We start from the raw sequence: 17,066 nt of genomic DNA on the forward strand, positions 1-17,066 counted from the left end.
ACGTGAACGATTGCAAGTGAACGATTACGACAACGGCTTCGACACCCGGCCCGATGGCGGGCTGGCCGGGCCGCTGTACGTCCCGCCCAATCCCGAGCCGGACGAGAACATCCGGCATTCGCTGTTCGGCGAGATCCTCGACTGGATGCTGGCCCCGCTGCTGCTGCTGTGGCCGATGAGCATCGCGATCACCTACCTGGTCGCCAAGTCGATCGCCAACCAGCCCTTCGACGACGCGCTCGAAGACCGCGTGACGGTGCTGACCCAGCAGGTGCGCATGGTCGACGGCCGGGTCACCGCCCAGCTGCGCAACGGCGCGCGCGACATCCTGCGCGCCGACGACGTCGACAGCGTCTACTTCCAGATCAGCGGCCCGGGCGGCGAGCACCTCGACGGCGACCGCGACCTGGCGCGTCCCCGGCCCGGGAATACCGACGACCGCGCGCGCACCGGCGCGGTGGCCTTCCGCAACGACAGCTTCCACGGCACCCCGATCCGGATCGCCTATTCCTACGTCAACCTCGACCCGCTGCGCGAACGGCGCGACACCGACGGCATGGCGCTGGTGCAGGTGGCCGAGACCCTCGAGAAGCGCGCCCACCTGGCCAACGAGATCATCAAGGGCGTGATCCTGCCCCAGTTCATCATCCTGCCGGTGATCCTGGGGCTGGTCTGGTTCGCGCTGTCGCGCGGCCTCAGCCCGCTGGCCGAACTGCAGGAGCGCATCCGCACCCGGCCCCAGGACGACCTGTCGCCGATCGACCCGCGCCAGGTGCCGGAAGAGATCTCGCCGCTGGTCGGCTCGTTCAACGACATGCTGCAGCGCCTGGCCCAGACCATCGAGATGCAGAAGCGCTTCATCGCCGACGCCGCGCACCAGATGAAGACCCCGCTGGCCGGCATGCGCATGCAGTCCGAGCTGGCGCTGCGCCAGGCCGATCCCGACGAGATCCACCGCTCGCTGGAACAGCTGGCCCAGAGCTCGGAATCGGCCACCCGCCTGGTCAACCAGCTGCTGGCGCTGGCGCGCGCCGAGAACCAGCCGCAGGCCGGCCTGGCCTTCGACGAGGTCGACCTGCCGCGCCTTGCCCGCGAGACGGTGCAGGACTGGGTCCAGGCCTCGTTCGCGCAGCGCATCGACCTCGGCTTCGAGCCGCCCGACGAGCCGGTCACGATCGCCGGCAATCCGCTGATGCTGCGCGAGATGCTGTCCAACCTGATCGACAACGCGCTGCGCTACACCCCGGCCGGCGGCAGCGTCACGGTGCGCGTGCGGCGCGACGGCGAGCAGTCGGTGGTCGAGGTCGAGGACACCGGTCCCGGCATCGCCCCCGGCGAGCGCGCACGCGTGTTCGAGCGCTTCTACCGCATCCTCGGCAGCAATACCCAGGGCAGCGGCCTGGGGCTGGCGATCGTGCGCGAGATCGTGCGCCAGCACGGCGCCGAGATCGACATCTTCAACAATCCGCGCAGCCATTCGAAAAAATACCCGGGCAGCCTGTTCCGGCTGACCTTCCCGCCTCCTGTCCATGAACCCGACGATGCCGCCTGACCAGCCCTCCCCTCCCGACTCCGACGCCCCGCGCCGCCGGCTCCTGGCCGCGCGCGCCGCGCACTGGCAACGCACCCGCCGCATCACCCTGGCGCTGCTCGGAGTGTGGCTGGCGACCGGCTTCGGCACCGTGTTCTTCGCGCGCGACCTGGCGCAGTTCTCGCTGTTCGGCTGGCCGCTGTCGTTCTACATGGCGGCCCAGGGCGCGTCGCTGGTGTCGCTGGCCATCATCGGCGCCTACGCATGGGCCATGCGGCGCCTGGACCGCCGCTACGTGCGAGAACTCGGGGAGCAGGCGTGAGCGGCAAGCAGCGATATTTCCGCAAGCTCTCGCGCTACTACCTCTGGTACACCGGCTGCTTCGGCCTGTTCCTGGTGTCGGTGGCCCTGCTCGAGCAGGAAGGCATGCCGCGCCTGTGGATCGGCTACCTGTTCATGTTCGCGACCATCGCGCTGTACGCCACCATCGGCGTGATCTGCCGCACCTCGAACGTCACCGAGTACTACGTGGCCGGGCGCCGCGTGCCGGCCATGTTCAACGGCATGGCCACCGCCGCCGACTGGATCTCGGCGGCCAGCTTCATCAGCCTGGCGGGCGGCCTGTACCTGACCGGCTTCGACGGGCTGGCCTACATCATGGGCTGGACCGGCGGCTACTGCCTGGTGGTGCTCCTGATCGCGCCCTACCTGCGCCGCTTCGCGCAGTACACGATCCCCGATTTCCTGGCCGCGCGCTACGGCGGCGGCGCGGACGGGCGCGGCGGGCCGGTGCGCGCGATGGCGGTCGGCGCGACCATCGTGGTCTCGTTCACCTACGTGGTCGCGCAGATCTACGCGGTGGGCCTGATCGCCTCGCGCTTCACCGGGGTCGACTTCTCGGTCGGGATCTTCCTGGGCCTGGCCAGTATTCTAGTTTGCTCGTTCCTGGGCGGGATGCGCGCCATCACCTGGACCCAGGTGGCCCAGTACATCATCCTGCTGGTGGCCTTCCTGATCCCGACCATCTGGCTGTCGGCCAAGCACGCCGACAACCCGGTGCCGGCGGTCGCCTACGGCTCGCTGCTGCCCAAGCTGAGCGAGCGCGAGGCGCAGCTGGCGCGCGACCCGCGCGAAGAACAGGTGCGCGCCGAATTCCGCCGCCGCGCCGGCGAATACGACGCCCGCCTGCGGACGCTGCCGGCGTCGTGGGAAGCGGGCAAGATGGAAGCGCAGCGCCGCCTGGCGGCGGTCCGCACGCACAACGCCTCGCTGGGCGAAGTGCGCCAGGCCGAGCGCGAACTGAACACCTATCCCAACTCGGCCGACGAAGCGCGCGTCCGCTGGACCGAGCTGCGCGACGCCAACCTGGCGCGCGCGCGCCCGCCCGAGCCGCACGCCACGCCCTTCCCGGGCGCGACCGAGGCGGAGTCGGACCAGCGCCGCAACAACTTCCTGGCGGTGGTGTTCTGCCTGATGTTCGGCACCGCCGCCCTGCCCCACATCCTGATGCGGGCCTACACCACGCCCTCGGTGCACGAGACCCGGGTCTCGGTGTTCTGGACCCTGTTCTTCATCCTGCTGGTGTACCTGACCATTCCCGCGCTGGCGGTGCTGGCCAAGTACGACATCTATACCTCGCTGGTGGGCAGCGACTTCAGCTCGCTGCCGACCTGGATCTCGTACTGGGCCAACGTCGACAAGGCCAATCCGCTGGTGAGCGTGACCGACATCAACGGCGACGGCATCGTGCAGCTGGCCGAGTTCGCGATCGACGCCGACGTGCTGGTGCTGGCCACGCCCGAGATCGGCGGCCTGCCCTACGTGGTCTCGGGCCTGGTGGCGGCGGGCGGCCTGGCGGCGGCGCTGTCGACCGCCGACGGCCTGCTGCTGGCGATCTCGAACGCCCTGTCGCACGACATCTACTACAAGATCGTCGACCCGGGCGCCTCGACCCAGAAGCGGGTCACGATCTCCAAGCTGCTGCTGCTGGCGGTCGCCTTCATCGCGGCCTACGCCGCCTCGCAGAAGCCGGCCGACATCCTGTCGCTGGTGGGCGCGGCGTTCTCGCTGGCCGGCTCCACCCTGTTCCCAGTGCTGGTGCTGGGCGTGTTCTGGAAGCGCGCCAACCATCCGGGCGCGATCGCCGGCATGGTGGCCGGGTTCGCGGTCTGCCTGTACTACATGCTGCGCGCCAGCCCCACCCTGGGCGGCAGCGCGGAAGCGCTGTGGCTGGGCATCGCGCCGCTGGCCGCGGGCGTGTTCGGGGTGCCGGCGGGCCTGCTGACCGTGGTCGCGGTGAGCCTGCTGACGGCCCCGCCCAGCCGGGCCAGCGACGGGATGGTCGACTACATCCGGTCGCCGGAATGATCTAAAACAACTGTCAGCGTTGAGAGGAAGACTTTCCCTCAAGTAAATGTTATTCTGGTCTAGCCGTTGTCGGCACAATAACAATTATTCGCTTACGGAAAATCCATGTCCTACCTGACCCGCGCCCTGGGCGCCGCCGTGCTGGCGGCGTTCGCCGTGTGCGGCGCCCAGGCTGCCGCTACGCAGCCTCCGGGCGCCCCGCCGTCCTTCAGCAGCTTCTTCGGCAACTCCCCCTTCGGCGGCGCCAGGCTGTCGCCGAGCGCGCGCTACCTGGCGGTTCGCTCGAGCGCGCCCGGCCAGCGCGACTTCCTGCTGGTGGTCGACCTGCAGAACAACAGCGGCAAGGTCGTGGCCTCGTACTCCGACTCCGACGTCGGCGAATTCGAATGGGTCAACGACGAACGCCTGATCTTCGACACCCGCGACAAGGGTGTCGGCGAGGGCAATATACGCCGGGCGCCGGGCCTGTACGCGGTCAACCGCGACGGCGGGAAATTCGTGCAACTGGCCGAGCGCACCCGCGGCGGCATGGTCGAAGGCGAAGCGCGCGGCCGCAAGCTGCTGCCCTGGAATACCTTCATGCTCGGCCAGAAGGGCGCCCAGGATTCCGACTTCGTCTACGTCGCCAGCGTCGTCTGGGACACCAGGGACCAGATGAGCCACATCGACCTGGTGCGCGTCAACACGCTGACCGGTTTTTCCCAGGCGGTCCCGCGTCCGGGCCGCAACACGCGCGGCTGGCTGCTCGACCACAAGGGCGAGCCGCGGCTGGCCACGAACTTCGAGGAAAACCTGGTCACGATCCACTACCGCGATCCGGCCAGCAGCCAATGGCGCGCCCTGGCCAGCTACCCGGCCTATGGCGACGGCAGCCAGGCCGTGACCCCGCTCGGTTTCGGCCCGGACGGCACGCTGTTCGTCGAAGCGCGCGGCAACAAGGAAACGACCTCGGTCCACACCTTCAACTTCGGCACCGGCAAGATCAATCCCGAGCCGGTGCTGGTCACGGCCGGCTACGACTTCGACGGCACCCTCGTCTCGAACCGCGACAAGGTGCTGGGCGTGAGCTTCCGGACCGATGCCGTCTCGAACGAATGGTTCGATGCGGGCATGAAGCAGGTCCAGCAGGCGGTCGACAAGCTGATGCCGTCGACGGTCAACGTGATCACGGTGCCGGCGCAGGCCGACTCGTCCTGGGTGCTGGTGCGCTCGTATTCCGACATCATTCCGTCCCAGTACGCGCTGTACAACAAGGAAACCGGGGGGCTGAAAAAGATCGGGACCTCGCGTCCGGCGATCGATCCGGCCCGGATGGGCCGCCAGCAGTTCGTGCGCTACAAGGCGCGCGACGGCCTGGACATCCCGGCCCTGCTGACCATACCGGCCGGCGCCAAGCCCCGCGCCCTGCCGCTGGTGGTCATGGTGCACGGCGGTCCCTACGTGCGCGGCAATTCCTGGGGCTGGGATGCGGAGTCGCAGTTCCTCGCTTCGCGCGGCTACGCGGTGCTGGAACCCGAATTCCGCGGCAGCCTCGGCTTCGGCGCGAAGCACTTCAAGGCCGGCTGGAAGCAGTGGGGCCTGGCGATGCAGAACGACATCGCCGACGGCGTGCGCTGGGCGATCGACAAGGGCATCGTCGATCCGAAGCGCGTCTGCATCGCGGGCGCCAGCTATGGCGGCTATGCCACCCTGATGGGCCTGGTCAACGATCCGGACCTGTACAAGTGCGGCATCAACTGGGTCGGCGTCACCGACATCAACCTGATGTACGACAACGGCTGGAACTTCGAGTCCGACCTGCCCGACGAATGGAAGATGTACGGCATGCCCGAGATGATCGGCGACCGGATCAAGGATGCGGCCCAGCTGAAGGCCACCTCGCCGCTGGTGCAGGCGGCGCGCATCACCCAGCCGCTGCTGCTGGCCTACGGCGGCGTCGACATGCGCGTGCCGATCAACCACGGCACCCAATTCCGCGACGCGGTCATGCGCACCAACAAACAGGTGGAATGGGTCGAGTATCCGGAGGAAGGCCACGGCTTCAGGCTGGAGAAGAACAGCGTCGACTTCTGGACCCGGGTCGAGAAGTTCCTCGACCGGCACATCGGCAAGGGCGTCTCCGCGGGCGCGGCGGCGCCGTAAGGCCGCGTCGTGACAATCGGTGAGCTTCCAGCGCCCTCGCGCTGGTATGCTCCTGTTTCCCGCTGACAGGCTTCCGCCTTCGCTTTCGAGGTGAACCATGTCCATCCGCCGTTTTCAGCTGGCGAGCGTCCTGCTTGCCGCCGCACTGTGGGCCGCGCCGCATGCCGTGGCCCAGCCAGCCCCGCCGCCCATCCAGCACTTCTTCGCCAATCCACAGCTCGACGACGCGCGCCTGTCGCCCAGTGGCCGCTACCTGGCCGCGCTGTCGGGCGCCGAGGAGCGCCGCGACATGCTCGTCGTGATCGACCTGCAGGAGAACAAGCTCAAGGTGGTCGCCGGCTACAGCAACGTCGACGTGCTCGACTTCCAATGGGTCAACGACCAGCGCCTGCTGTTCAATGTCAGCGACAAGCAGGTGGGCCCGGGCGGCAAGTTCGAGGCCAGCGGCCTGTATGCGGTCAACCGCGACGGCTCGCACCTGCGCCAGCTGGCCGCGCGCCGCGGGATCACGATCACCGATGTCGAAAGCTACATCAAGGTTCGCCTCCTGCCCTGGCATACCTTCATGCTGGACCAGCCTGGCGCGCAGGACTCCGACTGGGTCTACGTGAGCAGCCACGACTACGAAAAAAATGGCGAGCTGCGCGCGGTCAACCTGCTGCGCCTGAACACCGTGACCGGCCAGAGCCAGGCCGTGCAGCGTCCCCGCGCCGTCAAGCACTGGCTGCTGGACAATGCGGGGGAGCCGCGGCTGACGGTGTCATGGGAAGGCGCGACCACCACCGTGCATTACCGCGACCCGGCGAGTTCGCAATGGCGCGCCATCGCCAGCTTTGGGTCCTACACCGGCGGCGAGGGAACCTTCGATCCGGTCGGTTTCGGAAACGACGGCGCGCTGTACGTGATTGCCACGGGCGGCAAGGACACCGAGGCGCTGTACACCTTCAACCTCACGACCGGGAAACTCGGTCCCGAACCGGTGGTCGAGGCCGAGGGCTACGATTTTTCCGGCGCCCTGGTCAGCCGCGCCGGCAAGCTGCTCGGGGTCACGCTGCGCACCGACGCCACCGCCAGCATCTGGTTCGATCCCGGCATGCAGGCCATCCAGAAGAAAGTCGACGCCCTGCTGCCGGCGACGGTCAACCTGGTCTCGGTGGCCGCCAGCCCGGATGCCCCATGGGTGCTGGTACGCTCCTACTCCGACGTCCAACCCTTGAGCTTCCTGTTGTACAACCTCAAGACTGGCGCCCTGGGCAAGATCGGCGACACCCATCCCGGCATCGATCCGAAACGCATGGGCCGGCAGGAACCGATCCGCTACCAGGCGCGCGACGGGCGCCCCATTCCCGGACTCCTGACGCTGCCGGCCGGCGGCGCCAGGAGCAAGCTGCCGCTGGTGGTGCTGGTGCACGGCGGCCCCTATGTGCGCGGCAAGAGCTGGGGATGGGAGCCGGAATCGCAGTTCCTCGCCTCGCGCGGCTATGCGGTGCTGGAACCGGAATTCCGCGGCAGCACCGGCTTCGGCATGGCGCACTTCCAGGCAGGCTGGAAGCAGTGGGGCCTGGCGATGCAGGACGACATCGCCGACGGCGTGCGCTGGGCGATCGACAAGGGCATCGCCGATCCGCAGCGCGTCTGCATCGCCGGCGCCAGCTACGGCGGTTACGCCACCCTGATGGGACTGGTGCGCGACCCCGACCTGTACCGCTGCGGCGTCAACTGGGCGGGCGTGACCGACATCAACCTGCTGTACGACGGCCACTGGAGCTTCGACTCCGACCTCGGCGCCGACTGGAAGAACTACGGCATGCCGGTGCTGATCGGCGACCAGGTCAGGGACGCCGCCCAGCTGAAGGCCACTTCGCCCATCGAGCAGGCGGCGCGCCTCACCCGGCCGCTGCTGATGGCCTACGGCGGCGTCGACCGGCGCGTGCCGATGTACCACGGCACGACATTCCGCGATGCGGTCTCGCGCACCAACAAGCAGGTGGAATGGATCGAGTATCAGGACGAAGGCCATGGCTGGTCGCTGCCGAAGAACCGGATCGACTTCTGGACCCGGGTCGAGAAGTTCCTCGACCGGCACATCGGCGCCGGCGCCGCGCGCTGACGCCCCGGGTCCTGAACGACAACGGGCGCCCCGCGGGGCGCCCGTTGTGCTTCATTCAAGCCGGATCATTCGACCACGGTCTGCGCCTGGCCTTCCGCGCGGGCGCGGATCTCGCCGATGCGGTACACGGTCTCGCCGGCCGCCTGCAGCTGGGCCATGGCGGCGTCCGCGTTCTCTTTCGAGACGATCACGGTCATGCCGATGCCGCAGTTGAACACGCGGTGCATTTCGGCGTCGGCCACGCCGCCGTGCTGCTGCAGCCACTGGAACAGCGGTGGCATCGTCCAGGACTTGCCGTCCAGCACCGCGGTCAGCTTATCCTGCAGCACGCGCGGGATGTTCTCGACCAGGCCGCCACCGGTGATGTGCACCAGGCCCTTCACTTCCATCGATTGCATCAGGGCCAGCAGCGGCTTGACGTAAATACGGGTCGGCGCCATCAGCACGTCGGCCAGCTTGCGGCCGTGGAAGTCGGCTTCCAGGTCGGGCTTGGCGACGTCGATGATCTTGCGCACCAGCGAGTAGCCGTTCGAGTGCGCGCCCGACGAGGCCAGGCCCAGCACCACGTCGCCCGGAGTAATCTTGGTGCCGTCGATGATCTGCGATTTTTCCACCGCGCCGACGGCGAAGCCGGCCAGGTCGTATTCGCCGTCCGGGTACATGCTCGGCATCTCGGCGGTTTCACCGCCGATCAGCGCGCAGCCGGCCTGTTCGCAGCCCTGGGCGATGCCCTTGACCACGTCGGTCGCGGTCGGCACGTCCAGCTTGCCGCAGGCGAAATAGTCGAGGAAGAACAGGGGTTCGGCGCCCTGCACCAGGATGTCGTTCACGCTCATGGCGACCAGGTCGATGCCGACCGTGTCGTGGCGGTTCAGCTCGAAAGCCAGCTTCAGCTTGGTGCCGACGCCATCGGTGCCGGAGACCAGCACCGGCTCCTTGTACTTCTTGCTGATCTCAAACAGCGCGCCAAAACCGCCGATGCCGCCCAGTACGCCTTCGCGCATGGTGCGCTTGGCGAAGGGCTTGATCGCTTCGACCAGGGCGTCGCCGGCATCGATATCGACACCCGCGTCGCGGTAGGAGAGAGAAACATTAGATGGTTGGCTCATGGTATTTGGCAGCGGAGGCGGTAAAATAGAAGGCGGCGACCGGGGAGAACTGGTCAATCCTCTATTTTAGCAAAACGGCTCTCTTCCAACCCGTTTAACGAACATAACAACAAACGCATGCCATTTTTTTTGACTCCAGAGCAGAAGCAATCGACATTCTGGTTCGCGCTCTGGCTGGCACTGGCGCTTTTGTTATACACCCTGGGACCGATCCTGTCGCCGTTTATCGCCTCGGCGATCCTGGCCTATGCATTGGGCGGCGCGGTCGACCGGCTGAACCGGACGCGCCAGGGCCGCCCCCGGATGCCGCGCACGGTGGCGGTGTCGCTGGTGATGCTGGCCTTTTTCGCGGCGGTGGTGGCCGTGGTGCTGATCGTGATCCCGGTGCTGCGCGCCGAGCTTCCGTTGCTGCAGGCCAAGATCCCGGCCTTCTTCACCAAGCTCGACAGCATTCTGTCGCCCTTCCTGGCAGAGTATGGCATCCGGGTAAAGCTCGACAGCGCGGGCCTGCGCGACCTGCTCACCCAGCAGGTCGCGGCCAGCGGCCAGGATGTCTGGACCACGGTGCTGGCCAAGGTGCGCGTCGGCGGCAGCGCCCTGCTCGGCTGGATCGCGACCCTGACCCTGGTGCCGGTGGTGCTGTTCTACCTGTTGCTGGATTGGCATCCCCTGCTGGCCCGCATCGAAGGCGCGATCCCGCGCCGCTATGCGCCGCAGACGATCGTGATGGCGCGCGAGACCGACGGGCTGCTGGCGCAATACCTGCGCGGCCAGCTGCTGGTGATGCTGGTGCTGGCCGTGTACTACTCGGCCGCCCTGTCCATGCTCGGGCTGGACGTGGCGCTGCCGGTCGGCATCCTGACCGGCCTGCTGGGCTTCGTGCCCTACCTGGGCTTCGGCCTGGGCCTGCTGCTGGCGCTGATCGCGGCGCTGCTGCAGTTCACCGGCTGGGAAGGCCTGGTCTGGGTCGGCGTGATTTATACCGCCGGGCAATTGATTGAGAGTTTTATTTTGACGCCGCGCCTGGTGGGCGAGCGTATCGGCCTGCATCCGCTGGCGGTGATCTTCGCGCTGATGGCCTTCGGCGAGCTGTTCGGCTTCGCCGGCGTGCTGCTGGCCCTGCCCGCGTCGGCGGTCCTGATGGTGGCATTCCGCCACGTGCGGCGACACTATCTGCGCAGCAGCTTCTATAATGCCTGAGGCTTATGATCTTTTTTGCATGTACCATTGCATGATGCGGACGCCATGAAACAGCTGGTGCTCGACTTAGGCGCCGAGCCGGCGCACAGCCTGGACACCTTCCAGGTAGGAGCAAATGCCGAACTGGCGCACCTGATGCACCTGTTCGCGGAACGCGCTTCGCGCGAGCATTTCGCCTACCTGTGGGGCGACACCGGCGCCGGCAAGACCCACCTGCTGCAGGCGCTGGCAGCCAGCCCCGGTTCGCGCTACATCCCGTTCGACGCGCCGGAAGACCAGTTCGTCCATGCGCCGGGCATCACGCTCTACCTGCTCGACGACTGCGACCGCCTGTCGCCGCAGCGCCAGATCGACGCCTTCGCCCTGTTCAACCAGATCCGCGAGCATGGCGCCTACATGGTCTGCACCGGCCCGGTGCCGCCGGCGGTGCTGCAGGTGCGCGAAGACCTGCGCACGCGCATGGGCTGGGGCCTGGTGTACCAGATCCACGGCCTGTCCGACGACGAGAAGATCGCCGCGCTCACGCAGGCCGCCGAGGCGCGCGGTTTGACCCTGTCCGCCAGCGTGTTACCCTATTTGTTGTCCCACTTCAAACGCGACATGCGTTCCCTCGCCACGATGCTGGACGCTCTCGACCAATATTCGCTCGAGACCCAGCGCCCGGTCACGCTGCCCCTGCTGCGTGACCTGTTGTTGCAGGAAAATCAGCAGTCGGAACCCAAAGAATGAAAAACCTTGCGCTGTTTGACCTCGACCATACGCTGCTTCCGATCGATTCGGACTACGAATGGGGCGAGTTCCTGGTGCGCGTGCAGGCGGTCGACGAAACCGCCTTCCGCCGCCGCAACGATGAATTCTTCGCCCAGTACCAGGCCGGCGTGCTCGATCCTGTCGAGTACCTCGAGTTCGCACTCGGCACCCTGGCGCGCTTCCCGCGCGAGCGGCTCGACGCCCTGCACGCGCAGTACATGCGCGAGGTGATCACGCCGAATATCCACCCACAGGCGCTGGCGCTGGTGCGCGAGCACATGGAAGCGGGCGACCTGGTGGCGATCATCACCGCCACCAACCACTTCATCACCGCGCCGATCGCGCGCGCCTTCGGGGTCGAGCACCACATCGCCGCGATGCCGGAATTCGACGCCCAGGGCCTCCTGACCGGCAAGCTGGCCGGCACCCCGACCTCGGGCCCGGGCAAGGTCACCCACATGCACGCCTGGCTGGAGCGCCTGGGACGGCCGTTCGAAAGCTTCGAACGCAGCCATTTCTACAGCGATTCGCACAACGACATTCCGCTGCTGTCGGTCGTGTCCCATCCGGTCGCCACCAACCCGAGCGCCGCGCTCGCAAGCCACGCAGAGCAGCAGGGCTGGCCAACCATCCGTCTATTCAATGATTAAAAAATTCATCCGTAAAATCCTCGGCGTCAAAGACCAGCGCGACCTGACCGAGCCGGTGATCCTCGGCCCGGACGAGCACCAGATCGATCCGAAGAACGTCTCGGCGAACGCGGTCCGGGTGACCCAGACCCTGCAGGAAGCCGGCTACAAGGCCTTCGTGGTGGGCGGCGCGGTGCGCGACCTGCTGCTGGGCGTGAAGCCGAAGGATTTCGACATCGCCACCGACGCCACGCCCGAGCAGGTCAAGCGCCTGTTCCGGCGCGCGTTCATCATCGGGCGCCGCTTCCAGATCGTGCACGTGATGTTCGGCCAGGACCTGCTCGAGGTGACCACCTTCCGCGGCGCCGGCAGCGACAACGCGCCCAAGGACGAGCATGGCCGGGTCCTGCGCGACAATCATTTCGGCCCGCAGCACGAGGACGCGGCGCGGCGCGACTTCACCATCAACGCGATGTACTACGATCCGGCGACGCAGAGCGTGCTGGACTACCACGGCGGCATCGAGGACATCCGCGCCAAGACCCTGCGCATCATCGGCATGCCGGAAGCGCGCTACCGCGAAGACCCGGTGCGCATGCTGCGCGTGGTGCGCTTCGCGGCCAAGCTGGGCTTCACCATCGAGCCGACCACGCGCGCGCCGATCCCCGTCATGGCGCCCCTGATCGACAACGTGCCGGCGGCGCGCGTGTTCGACGAGATGCTCAAGCTGCTGCTGTCGGGCCACGCACTGGCCTGCCTGAAGGAGCTGCGCTCGGCCGGCCTGCACCATGGCCTGCTGCCGCTGCTGGACGTGGTGCTGGAGCAGCCGATCGGCATGAAGTTCGTGACCCTGGCGCTGGATTCGACCGATGGCCGCGTCAAGGCCGGCAAGGGCGTCTCGCCGGGCTTCCTGTTCGCCTCGCTGCTGTGGCACCAGGTGCTGGAGAAGTGGAACGCCTACCGCGCCGCCGGCGAAATGCCGATCCCGGCGCTGCACCTGGCGGCCGACGACGTGCTCGAGACCCAGACCGACAACCTGGCCCTGCAGCGCCGCATCGCCACCGACATGCGCGACATCTGGGCCATGCAGCCGCGCTTCGAGCGCCGCGCCGGCCGCGCGCCGTACAAGCTGCTGGAGCACCCGCGCTTCCGCGCCGGCTACGATTTCCTGCTGCTGCGCTGCGCCTCGGGCGAACTGCCGGCCGAGATCGGCGAGTGGTGGACCGAATTCTACGAAGCCGAGGGCGGCGAACGCGAGCGCCTGGTGGCCGTCGCCAGCACCCGCGAAGCGGCCGCGCCGAAGAAGCGCCGTCCGCGCCGCGGTCCGCGCAAGAGCGCCGGCGAAGGCGCGCCGGTCCAGGCCCAGGCCACGGCCGGGGGCGGCGACGAATGATCGCCTATGTCGGCATCGGCGCCAACCTGGGCGATGCGCGCGCGAACGTGGTCGACGCCCTGGCGCGCCTGGCCGCCCTGCCCGGCGCCAGCCTGGTGCGCGCCTCCGGCCTGTACCGCAGCGCGCCGGTCGACGCCGGCGGCGACGACTACATCAATGCCGTCGCCTGCCTCGACACCACCCTGTCGGGGCACGAACTCCTGAGCGCGCTGCACGGCATCGAGCTGGCGCACGGACGCGAACGCCCCTACCGCAACGCGCCGCGCACGCTCGACCTCGACCTGCTGCTGTACGGCGACCAGGTCATCCGCAGCGCCACCCTGTGCGTGCCCCATCCGCGCATGCACGAGCGCGCCTTCGTGCTGGCGCCGCTGCTCGAGATCGCGCCGGATGCACAGATTCCCGGTTTGGGCCCGGCGCGCGATTTCGCGCCGCACGTGGCGGACCAGGCCATCGCAAGGATGGCTTGAAGTGATGCAGATTCCCGTCTGGGTACAGACTGGCGGCCTGCTGGTGCTGTCGAACGTGTTCATGACCTTCGCCTGGTATGGCCACCTGAAAGGCCTGCAGAACCGCGCCTGGTACGTGGCGGCGCTGATCAGCTGGGGCATCGCCCTGTTCGAATACCTGCTGCAGGTGCCGGCCAACCGCATCGGCCACACCCAGTTCAGCCTGGCGCAACTGAAGATCATGCAGGAAGCGATCACGCTGAGCGTGTTCGTGCCGTTCGCGATGTTCTACATGAACCAGCCGTTCAAGCTCGATTACGTGTGGGCCGCGCTGTGCCTGGTGGGCGCGGTGTACTTCATCTTCCGCTCCTGACGCGTCTTGTGCGCGTTCGCGGCCATGGCATTACACTACGCGGTCTGAACGTTTCGTTTTTTCAAAGGATTTGTATGAGCGCTTATTTGCAGGGTAATGACATGGCCGGGGGCGCCGTTGCCGCCGCCGCCGCACCGAAGCCGGTGACGAAAGCCGTGACCGTTCCCTCGCTGCTCGGCATGCGTGCGGCCGGCAACAAGATCTCGATGCTGACCTGCTACGACGCCAGCTTCGCGGCCCTGATGGACCGCTGCGGCGTCGAGGTCCTCCTGATCGGCGATTCGCTCGGCATGGTCTGCGCCGGCTACGACTCGACCCTGCCGGTGACGGTGGCCGACGTGGCCTACCACACCGCCTCGGTCGCACGCGGCAACAAGAGCGCCCTGGTGCTGGCCGACATGCCCTTCGGCAGCTACGGCAGCCCGCAACAGGCCTACGACAACGCGGTCCAGCTGATGCGCGCCGGCGCGCAGATGGTCAAGATCGAAGGCGGCGCCTGGCTGGCCGAGACCGTGCGCTTCCTGGTCGAACGCGGCATCCCGGTGTGCGCGCACATCGGCCTGACCCCGCAGTTCGTGCACCAGCTGGGCGGCTTCAAGGTCCAGGGCAAGACCTCCCAGGGCGCCGACCAGCTCAAGATCGACGCGAAAGCGCTGCAGGGCGCGGGCGCCGCGATGATCGTGCTGGAAGCGATTCCGGCGGCGCTGGGCAAGGAAGTCACCGACCTGCTCGACATCCCGACCATCGGCATCGGCGCCGGTCCCGACTGCTCGGGCCAGGTGCTGGTCATGCACGACCTGCTGGGCGTCTTCCCGGGCCGCAAGGCGCGCTTCGTGAAGAACTTCATGGAAGGCCAGACCAGCATCGACGCGGCCATCCAGGCCTATGTGACGGCCGTCAAGGACGGCAGCTTCCCCGCGGTCGAGCACTGCTTCTGAGGAGACGCCATGAGCGGCCAGCCGGACAGCACCCGTTTGTTCCTGGCCCTCTGGCCCGAGCCTGGCGTGCGCCACCAGCTGGCCGCATGGCGCGACGCCTGGCAGTGGCCGCGCGGCGCCGCCCCGGTCCACAGCGACAAGCTGCACGTCACCCTGCATTTCCTCGGCAACCTGGCGTCCGAACGCCTGCCGGCGCTGCAGGGCGGCCTCGATGTCCCCTTCACGCCCTTCCGCCTCGAGCTGGGCCTGCCCGTGCTGTGGCCGCGCGGCCTGGCGGTGCTGGAACCGCACGGCGAATCGCCCGAGCTGCTGGCGCTGTACGCGCGCCTTGAACAGGCCGTGGCCGCGCTGGGCCTGGCGCCCGAAGCACGCAAGTACCGGCCGCACGTGACCCTGGCGCGGCGCGCGGCCGGCGCCGGCATCCCGGCCACTGGACCGGCCGTCCGGTGGGACGTGGCCGGCTACGCGCTGGTCGCGTCGCGCGACGGCGCCTACACCGTCCTGCATCACTATGCCTGATTCAGGGTCAGGTCTGTCATTCGGACATCGATCAAGCACCTTTAATCTATCTCAACACGCTGGCTTGTTTATTCCAACGTTGTTAGTAGCTCGGTTCACCGTATTCACCGGAACCTGTGCATGACAATGGAACGGAAAAAGGCTCGGCATATTCAAGGCCGTGCTGAGATTTCGCAAGGATTGTGCGCTCCTGTCCGAATGACAGACCTGACCCTGAACGCTAGCGCCTGATCACTCCGGCGCTCAGCGCGATCACCAGTCCCGACAGCGACAGCATCCCGAGCGCGAACATCACGCTCGACTGCGTCGCGATATAGCCCAGCACCGGCGACGCCAGCAGCAGGCCGCCGTAGCCGAGCGTCGCCACCGCCGCCACGCCGGCGCCGGCGCCCATGCCGGGGATGCGCGAGGCCGCGCCGAACAGCAGCGGCACCACGTTGGCCGCGCCCAGGCCGATCAGCGCGAAGCCGCCGGCCGACAGCAGGAAGTGGGTGCTCAGCACCGCCGTGGCCAGGCCGGCGAACATCGCGATGCCGCCCACCACCATCACGCGCAGTGCGCCGAAGCGGACGATCATGCGGTCACCCAGGAAGCGGCAGGCCGCCATCGCGATCGAGAACGCCGAGTAGCCCAGCGCCGCCGATGCCGGCGCGGCGCCCGTGCGCTCCTGCAGCAGCAGCGCGCTCCAGTCCACCAGCGCGCCCTCGACCGCGAAGCACAGCAGCGCCAGCAGGCCGAGGCCGAGCGCGGCGCCGCGCGGCAGCATGAAATGGCTGCCCGCTTCGTGGCTGGCCGCGGAACCCATCACGCGCGGCGCCGCCAGCGCCAGCACGATGGCGGTGAGCACCCCCAGCGCCAGCGCGCCCTCGCCGTTGCCCCAGCCCTGGCCGATGACCAGCCCGCCCAGCCCCGCGCCCACCAGGCCGCCCAGGCTGAAGAAGCCGTGGAACGAGGACATGGTCGGCAAGCCGCGCGCCGTCTCGACCTCGCTGGCGTTGGCGTTCATCGCCACGTCCAGCGCGCCGTTGCTGACGCCGAACAGGAAGGCGGCCGCGAACAGCAGGCGCAGGTCGGTCAGGCCCATGACCACGGACAGCGTGAGCGCGAAGGCGAAGCCCGACAGCAGGGTCATGCGGCGCGTGCCCCAGCGCGCGGTCAGCCCGCCCATCAGCGGCATGGCCAGCAGCGCGCCGGCGGCAATGGTCAGCAGCACCATGCTCAGCATCCCGGTGTCGATGCCGGTGCGTGCCTGCACCACCGGGATGTGGGCCGCCCACAGGCCGATGCCGGCGCCGTTGAGCAGGAATACCGTCGAGATCGACCAGCGGCCGGCCTCGATGGTGCGCGCGCTGGTGGTGGAAACCTTGGTCATGCCTTTTCTTTCCTTTCCTGAATCCTGCGCAACTCTACACAAGCCTGCGAGCCACGCAAGCAAATCAAGGCGCAAACACGCATGTTTAGGAAGAACGGGAAAAACCGGCGGCGTCATCGCGCAACAGTGGACGGACGGCGGCGTAGGCTTCCCATGGATTAGTTGCTAAACTTCACCAACACAC

15 protein-coding genes are annotated in these 17,066 nt (G+C 67.7%); 13 read left to right on the forward strand and 2 right to left on the reverse strand.

All coding sequences use genetic code 11. The features are described 5' to 3' along the window. The first annotated feature begins 16 nt into the window (after positions 1–16). The 5 genes from H162_RS0113265 (at position 17) to H162_RS0113285 (ending at position 8,150) form a co-directional block, all read left to right on the forward strand. Positions 17–1,552, forward strand: coding sequence for a sensor histidine kinase (locus tag H162_RS0113265; protein ID WP_020653960.1), 1,536 nt, complete (start codon positions 17–19; stop codon positions 1,550–1,552). After that, entirely contained in the window at positions 1,542–1,853 is a 312-nt protein-coding gene (locus H162_RS30790) for a DUF4212 domain-containing protein (protein WP_020653961.1), read from the forward strand. Before H162_RS0113265 ends, H162_RS30790 begins: the two co-directional genes overlap by 11 nt. Then, positions 1,850–3,898: a sodium:solute symporter family protein gene (locus H162_RS0113275; RefSeq protein ID WP_020653962.1), complete on the forward strand. Its 2,049-nt coding sequence runs from the start codon at positions 1,850–1,852 to the stop codon at positions 3,896–3,898. Before H162_RS30790 ends, H162_RS0113275 begins: the two co-directional genes overlap by 4 nt. A 105-nt stretch (positions 3,899–4,003) precedes the next feature. Then, positions 4,004–6,040, forward strand: a complete 2,037-nt coding sequence (locus H162_RS30795) for an alpha/beta hydrolase family protein (protein ID WP_020653963.1) — start codon at positions 4,004–4,006, stop codon at positions 6,038–6,040. Positions 6,041–6,137: 97 nt separating this feature from the next. Then, on the forward strand, positions 6,138–8,150 hold the full coding sequence (locus H162_RS0113285; RefSeq protein WP_020653964.1) for an alpha/beta hydrolase family protein: 2,013 nt from the start codon (positions 6,138–6,140) through the stop codon (positions 8,148–8,150). Positions 8,151–8,215: 65 nt separating this feature from the next. Here the strand turns inward: H162_RS0113285 and purM are convergent, their stop codons facing one another. Then, positions 8,216–9,259, reverse strand: coding sequence for a phosphoribosylformylglycinamidine cyclo-ligase (purM, locus tag H162_RS0113290; RefSeq protein ID WP_020653965.1), 1,044 nt, complete (start codon positions 9,257–9,259; stop codon positions 8,216–8,218). A gap of 117 nt (positions 9,260–9,376) precedes the next feature. On the opposite strand from purM, the gene H162_RS0113295 reads away from it, so the two are divergent. From H162_RS0113295 to thpR, 8 genes are all read left to right on the forward strand, one after another. Beyond that, complete coding sequence (locus H162_RS0113295) at positions 9,377–10,459, forward strand: AI-2E family transporter (RefSeq protein WP_026354599.1); 1,083 nt, start codon at positions 9,377–9,379, stop codon at positions 10,457–10,459. A gap of 45 nt (positions 10,460–10,504) precedes the next feature. Beyond that, the gene (gene hda, locus H162_RS0113300; protein WP_020653967.1) at positions 10,505–11,188 is read left to right on the forward strand and encodes a DnaA regulatory inactivator Hda; all 684 of its coding nucleotides are present in this window, start codon (positions 10,505–10,507) and stop codon (positions 11,186–11,188) included. After that, a complete protein-coding gene (locus tag H162_RS0113305) occupies positions 11,185–11,859 on the forward strand; it encodes a histidinol-phosphatase (RefSeq protein ID WP_020653968.1) in 675 nt (224 codons plus the stop codon). Before hda ends, H162_RS0113305 begins: the two co-directional genes overlap by 4 nt. Then, positions 11,852–13,231, forward strand: a complete 1,380-nt coding sequence (gene pcnB, locus H162_RS0113310; RefSeq protein WP_020653969.1) for a polynucleotide adenylyltransferase PcnB — start codon at positions 11,852–11,854, stop codon at positions 13,229–13,231. The genes H162_RS0113305 and pcnB overlap by 8 nt, the downstream gene beginning before the upstream one ends. Then, complete coding sequence (gene folK, locus H162_RS0113315) at positions 13,228–13,701, forward strand: 2-amino-4-hydroxy-6-hydroxymethyldihydropteridine diphosphokinase (RefSeq protein WP_020653970.1); 474 nt, start codon at positions 13,228–13,230, stop codon at positions 13,699–13,701. Before pcnB ends, folK begins: the two co-directional genes overlap by 4 nt. Before the next feature lie 4 nt (positions 13,702–13,705). Beyond that, positions 13,706–14,053: a DMT family protein gene (locus H162_RS0113320; protein WP_020653971.1), complete on the forward strand. Its 348-nt coding sequence runs from the start codon at positions 13,706–13,708 to the stop codon at positions 14,051–14,053. A 74-nt stretch (positions 14,054–14,127) separates the two neighbouring features. Then, positions 14,128–14,991, forward strand: a complete 864-nt coding sequence (panB, locus tag H162_RS0113325) for a 3-methyl-2-oxobutanoate hydroxymethyltransferase (RefSeq protein ID WP_026354600.1) — start codon at positions 14,128–14,130, stop codon at positions 14,989–14,991. A 9-nt stretch (positions 14,992–15,000) separates the two neighbouring features. After that, entirely contained in the window at positions 15,001–15,510 is a 510-nt protein-coding gene (gene thpR, locus H162_RS0113330; RefSeq protein ID WP_020653973.1) for an RNA 2',3'-cyclic phosphodiesterase, read from the forward strand. Between the two features lie 220 nt (positions 15,511–15,730). Here thpR and H162_RS0113335 read toward each other — a convergent pair whose 3' ends face one another. Continuing rightward, entirely contained in the window at positions 15,731–16,882 is a 1,152-nt protein-coding gene (locus H162_RS0113335; RefSeq protein ID WP_020653974.1) for an MFS transporter, read from the reverse strand. Between the last annotated feature and the right edge of the window lie 184 nt (positions 16,883–17,066).

It is taken from the genome of Massilia niastensis DSM 21313, from assembly GCF_000382345.1.
GTDB classification, from domain to species: domain Bacteria; phylum Pseudomonadota; class Gammaproteobacteria; order Burkholderiales; family Burkholderiaceae_D; genus Telluria; species Telluria niastensis.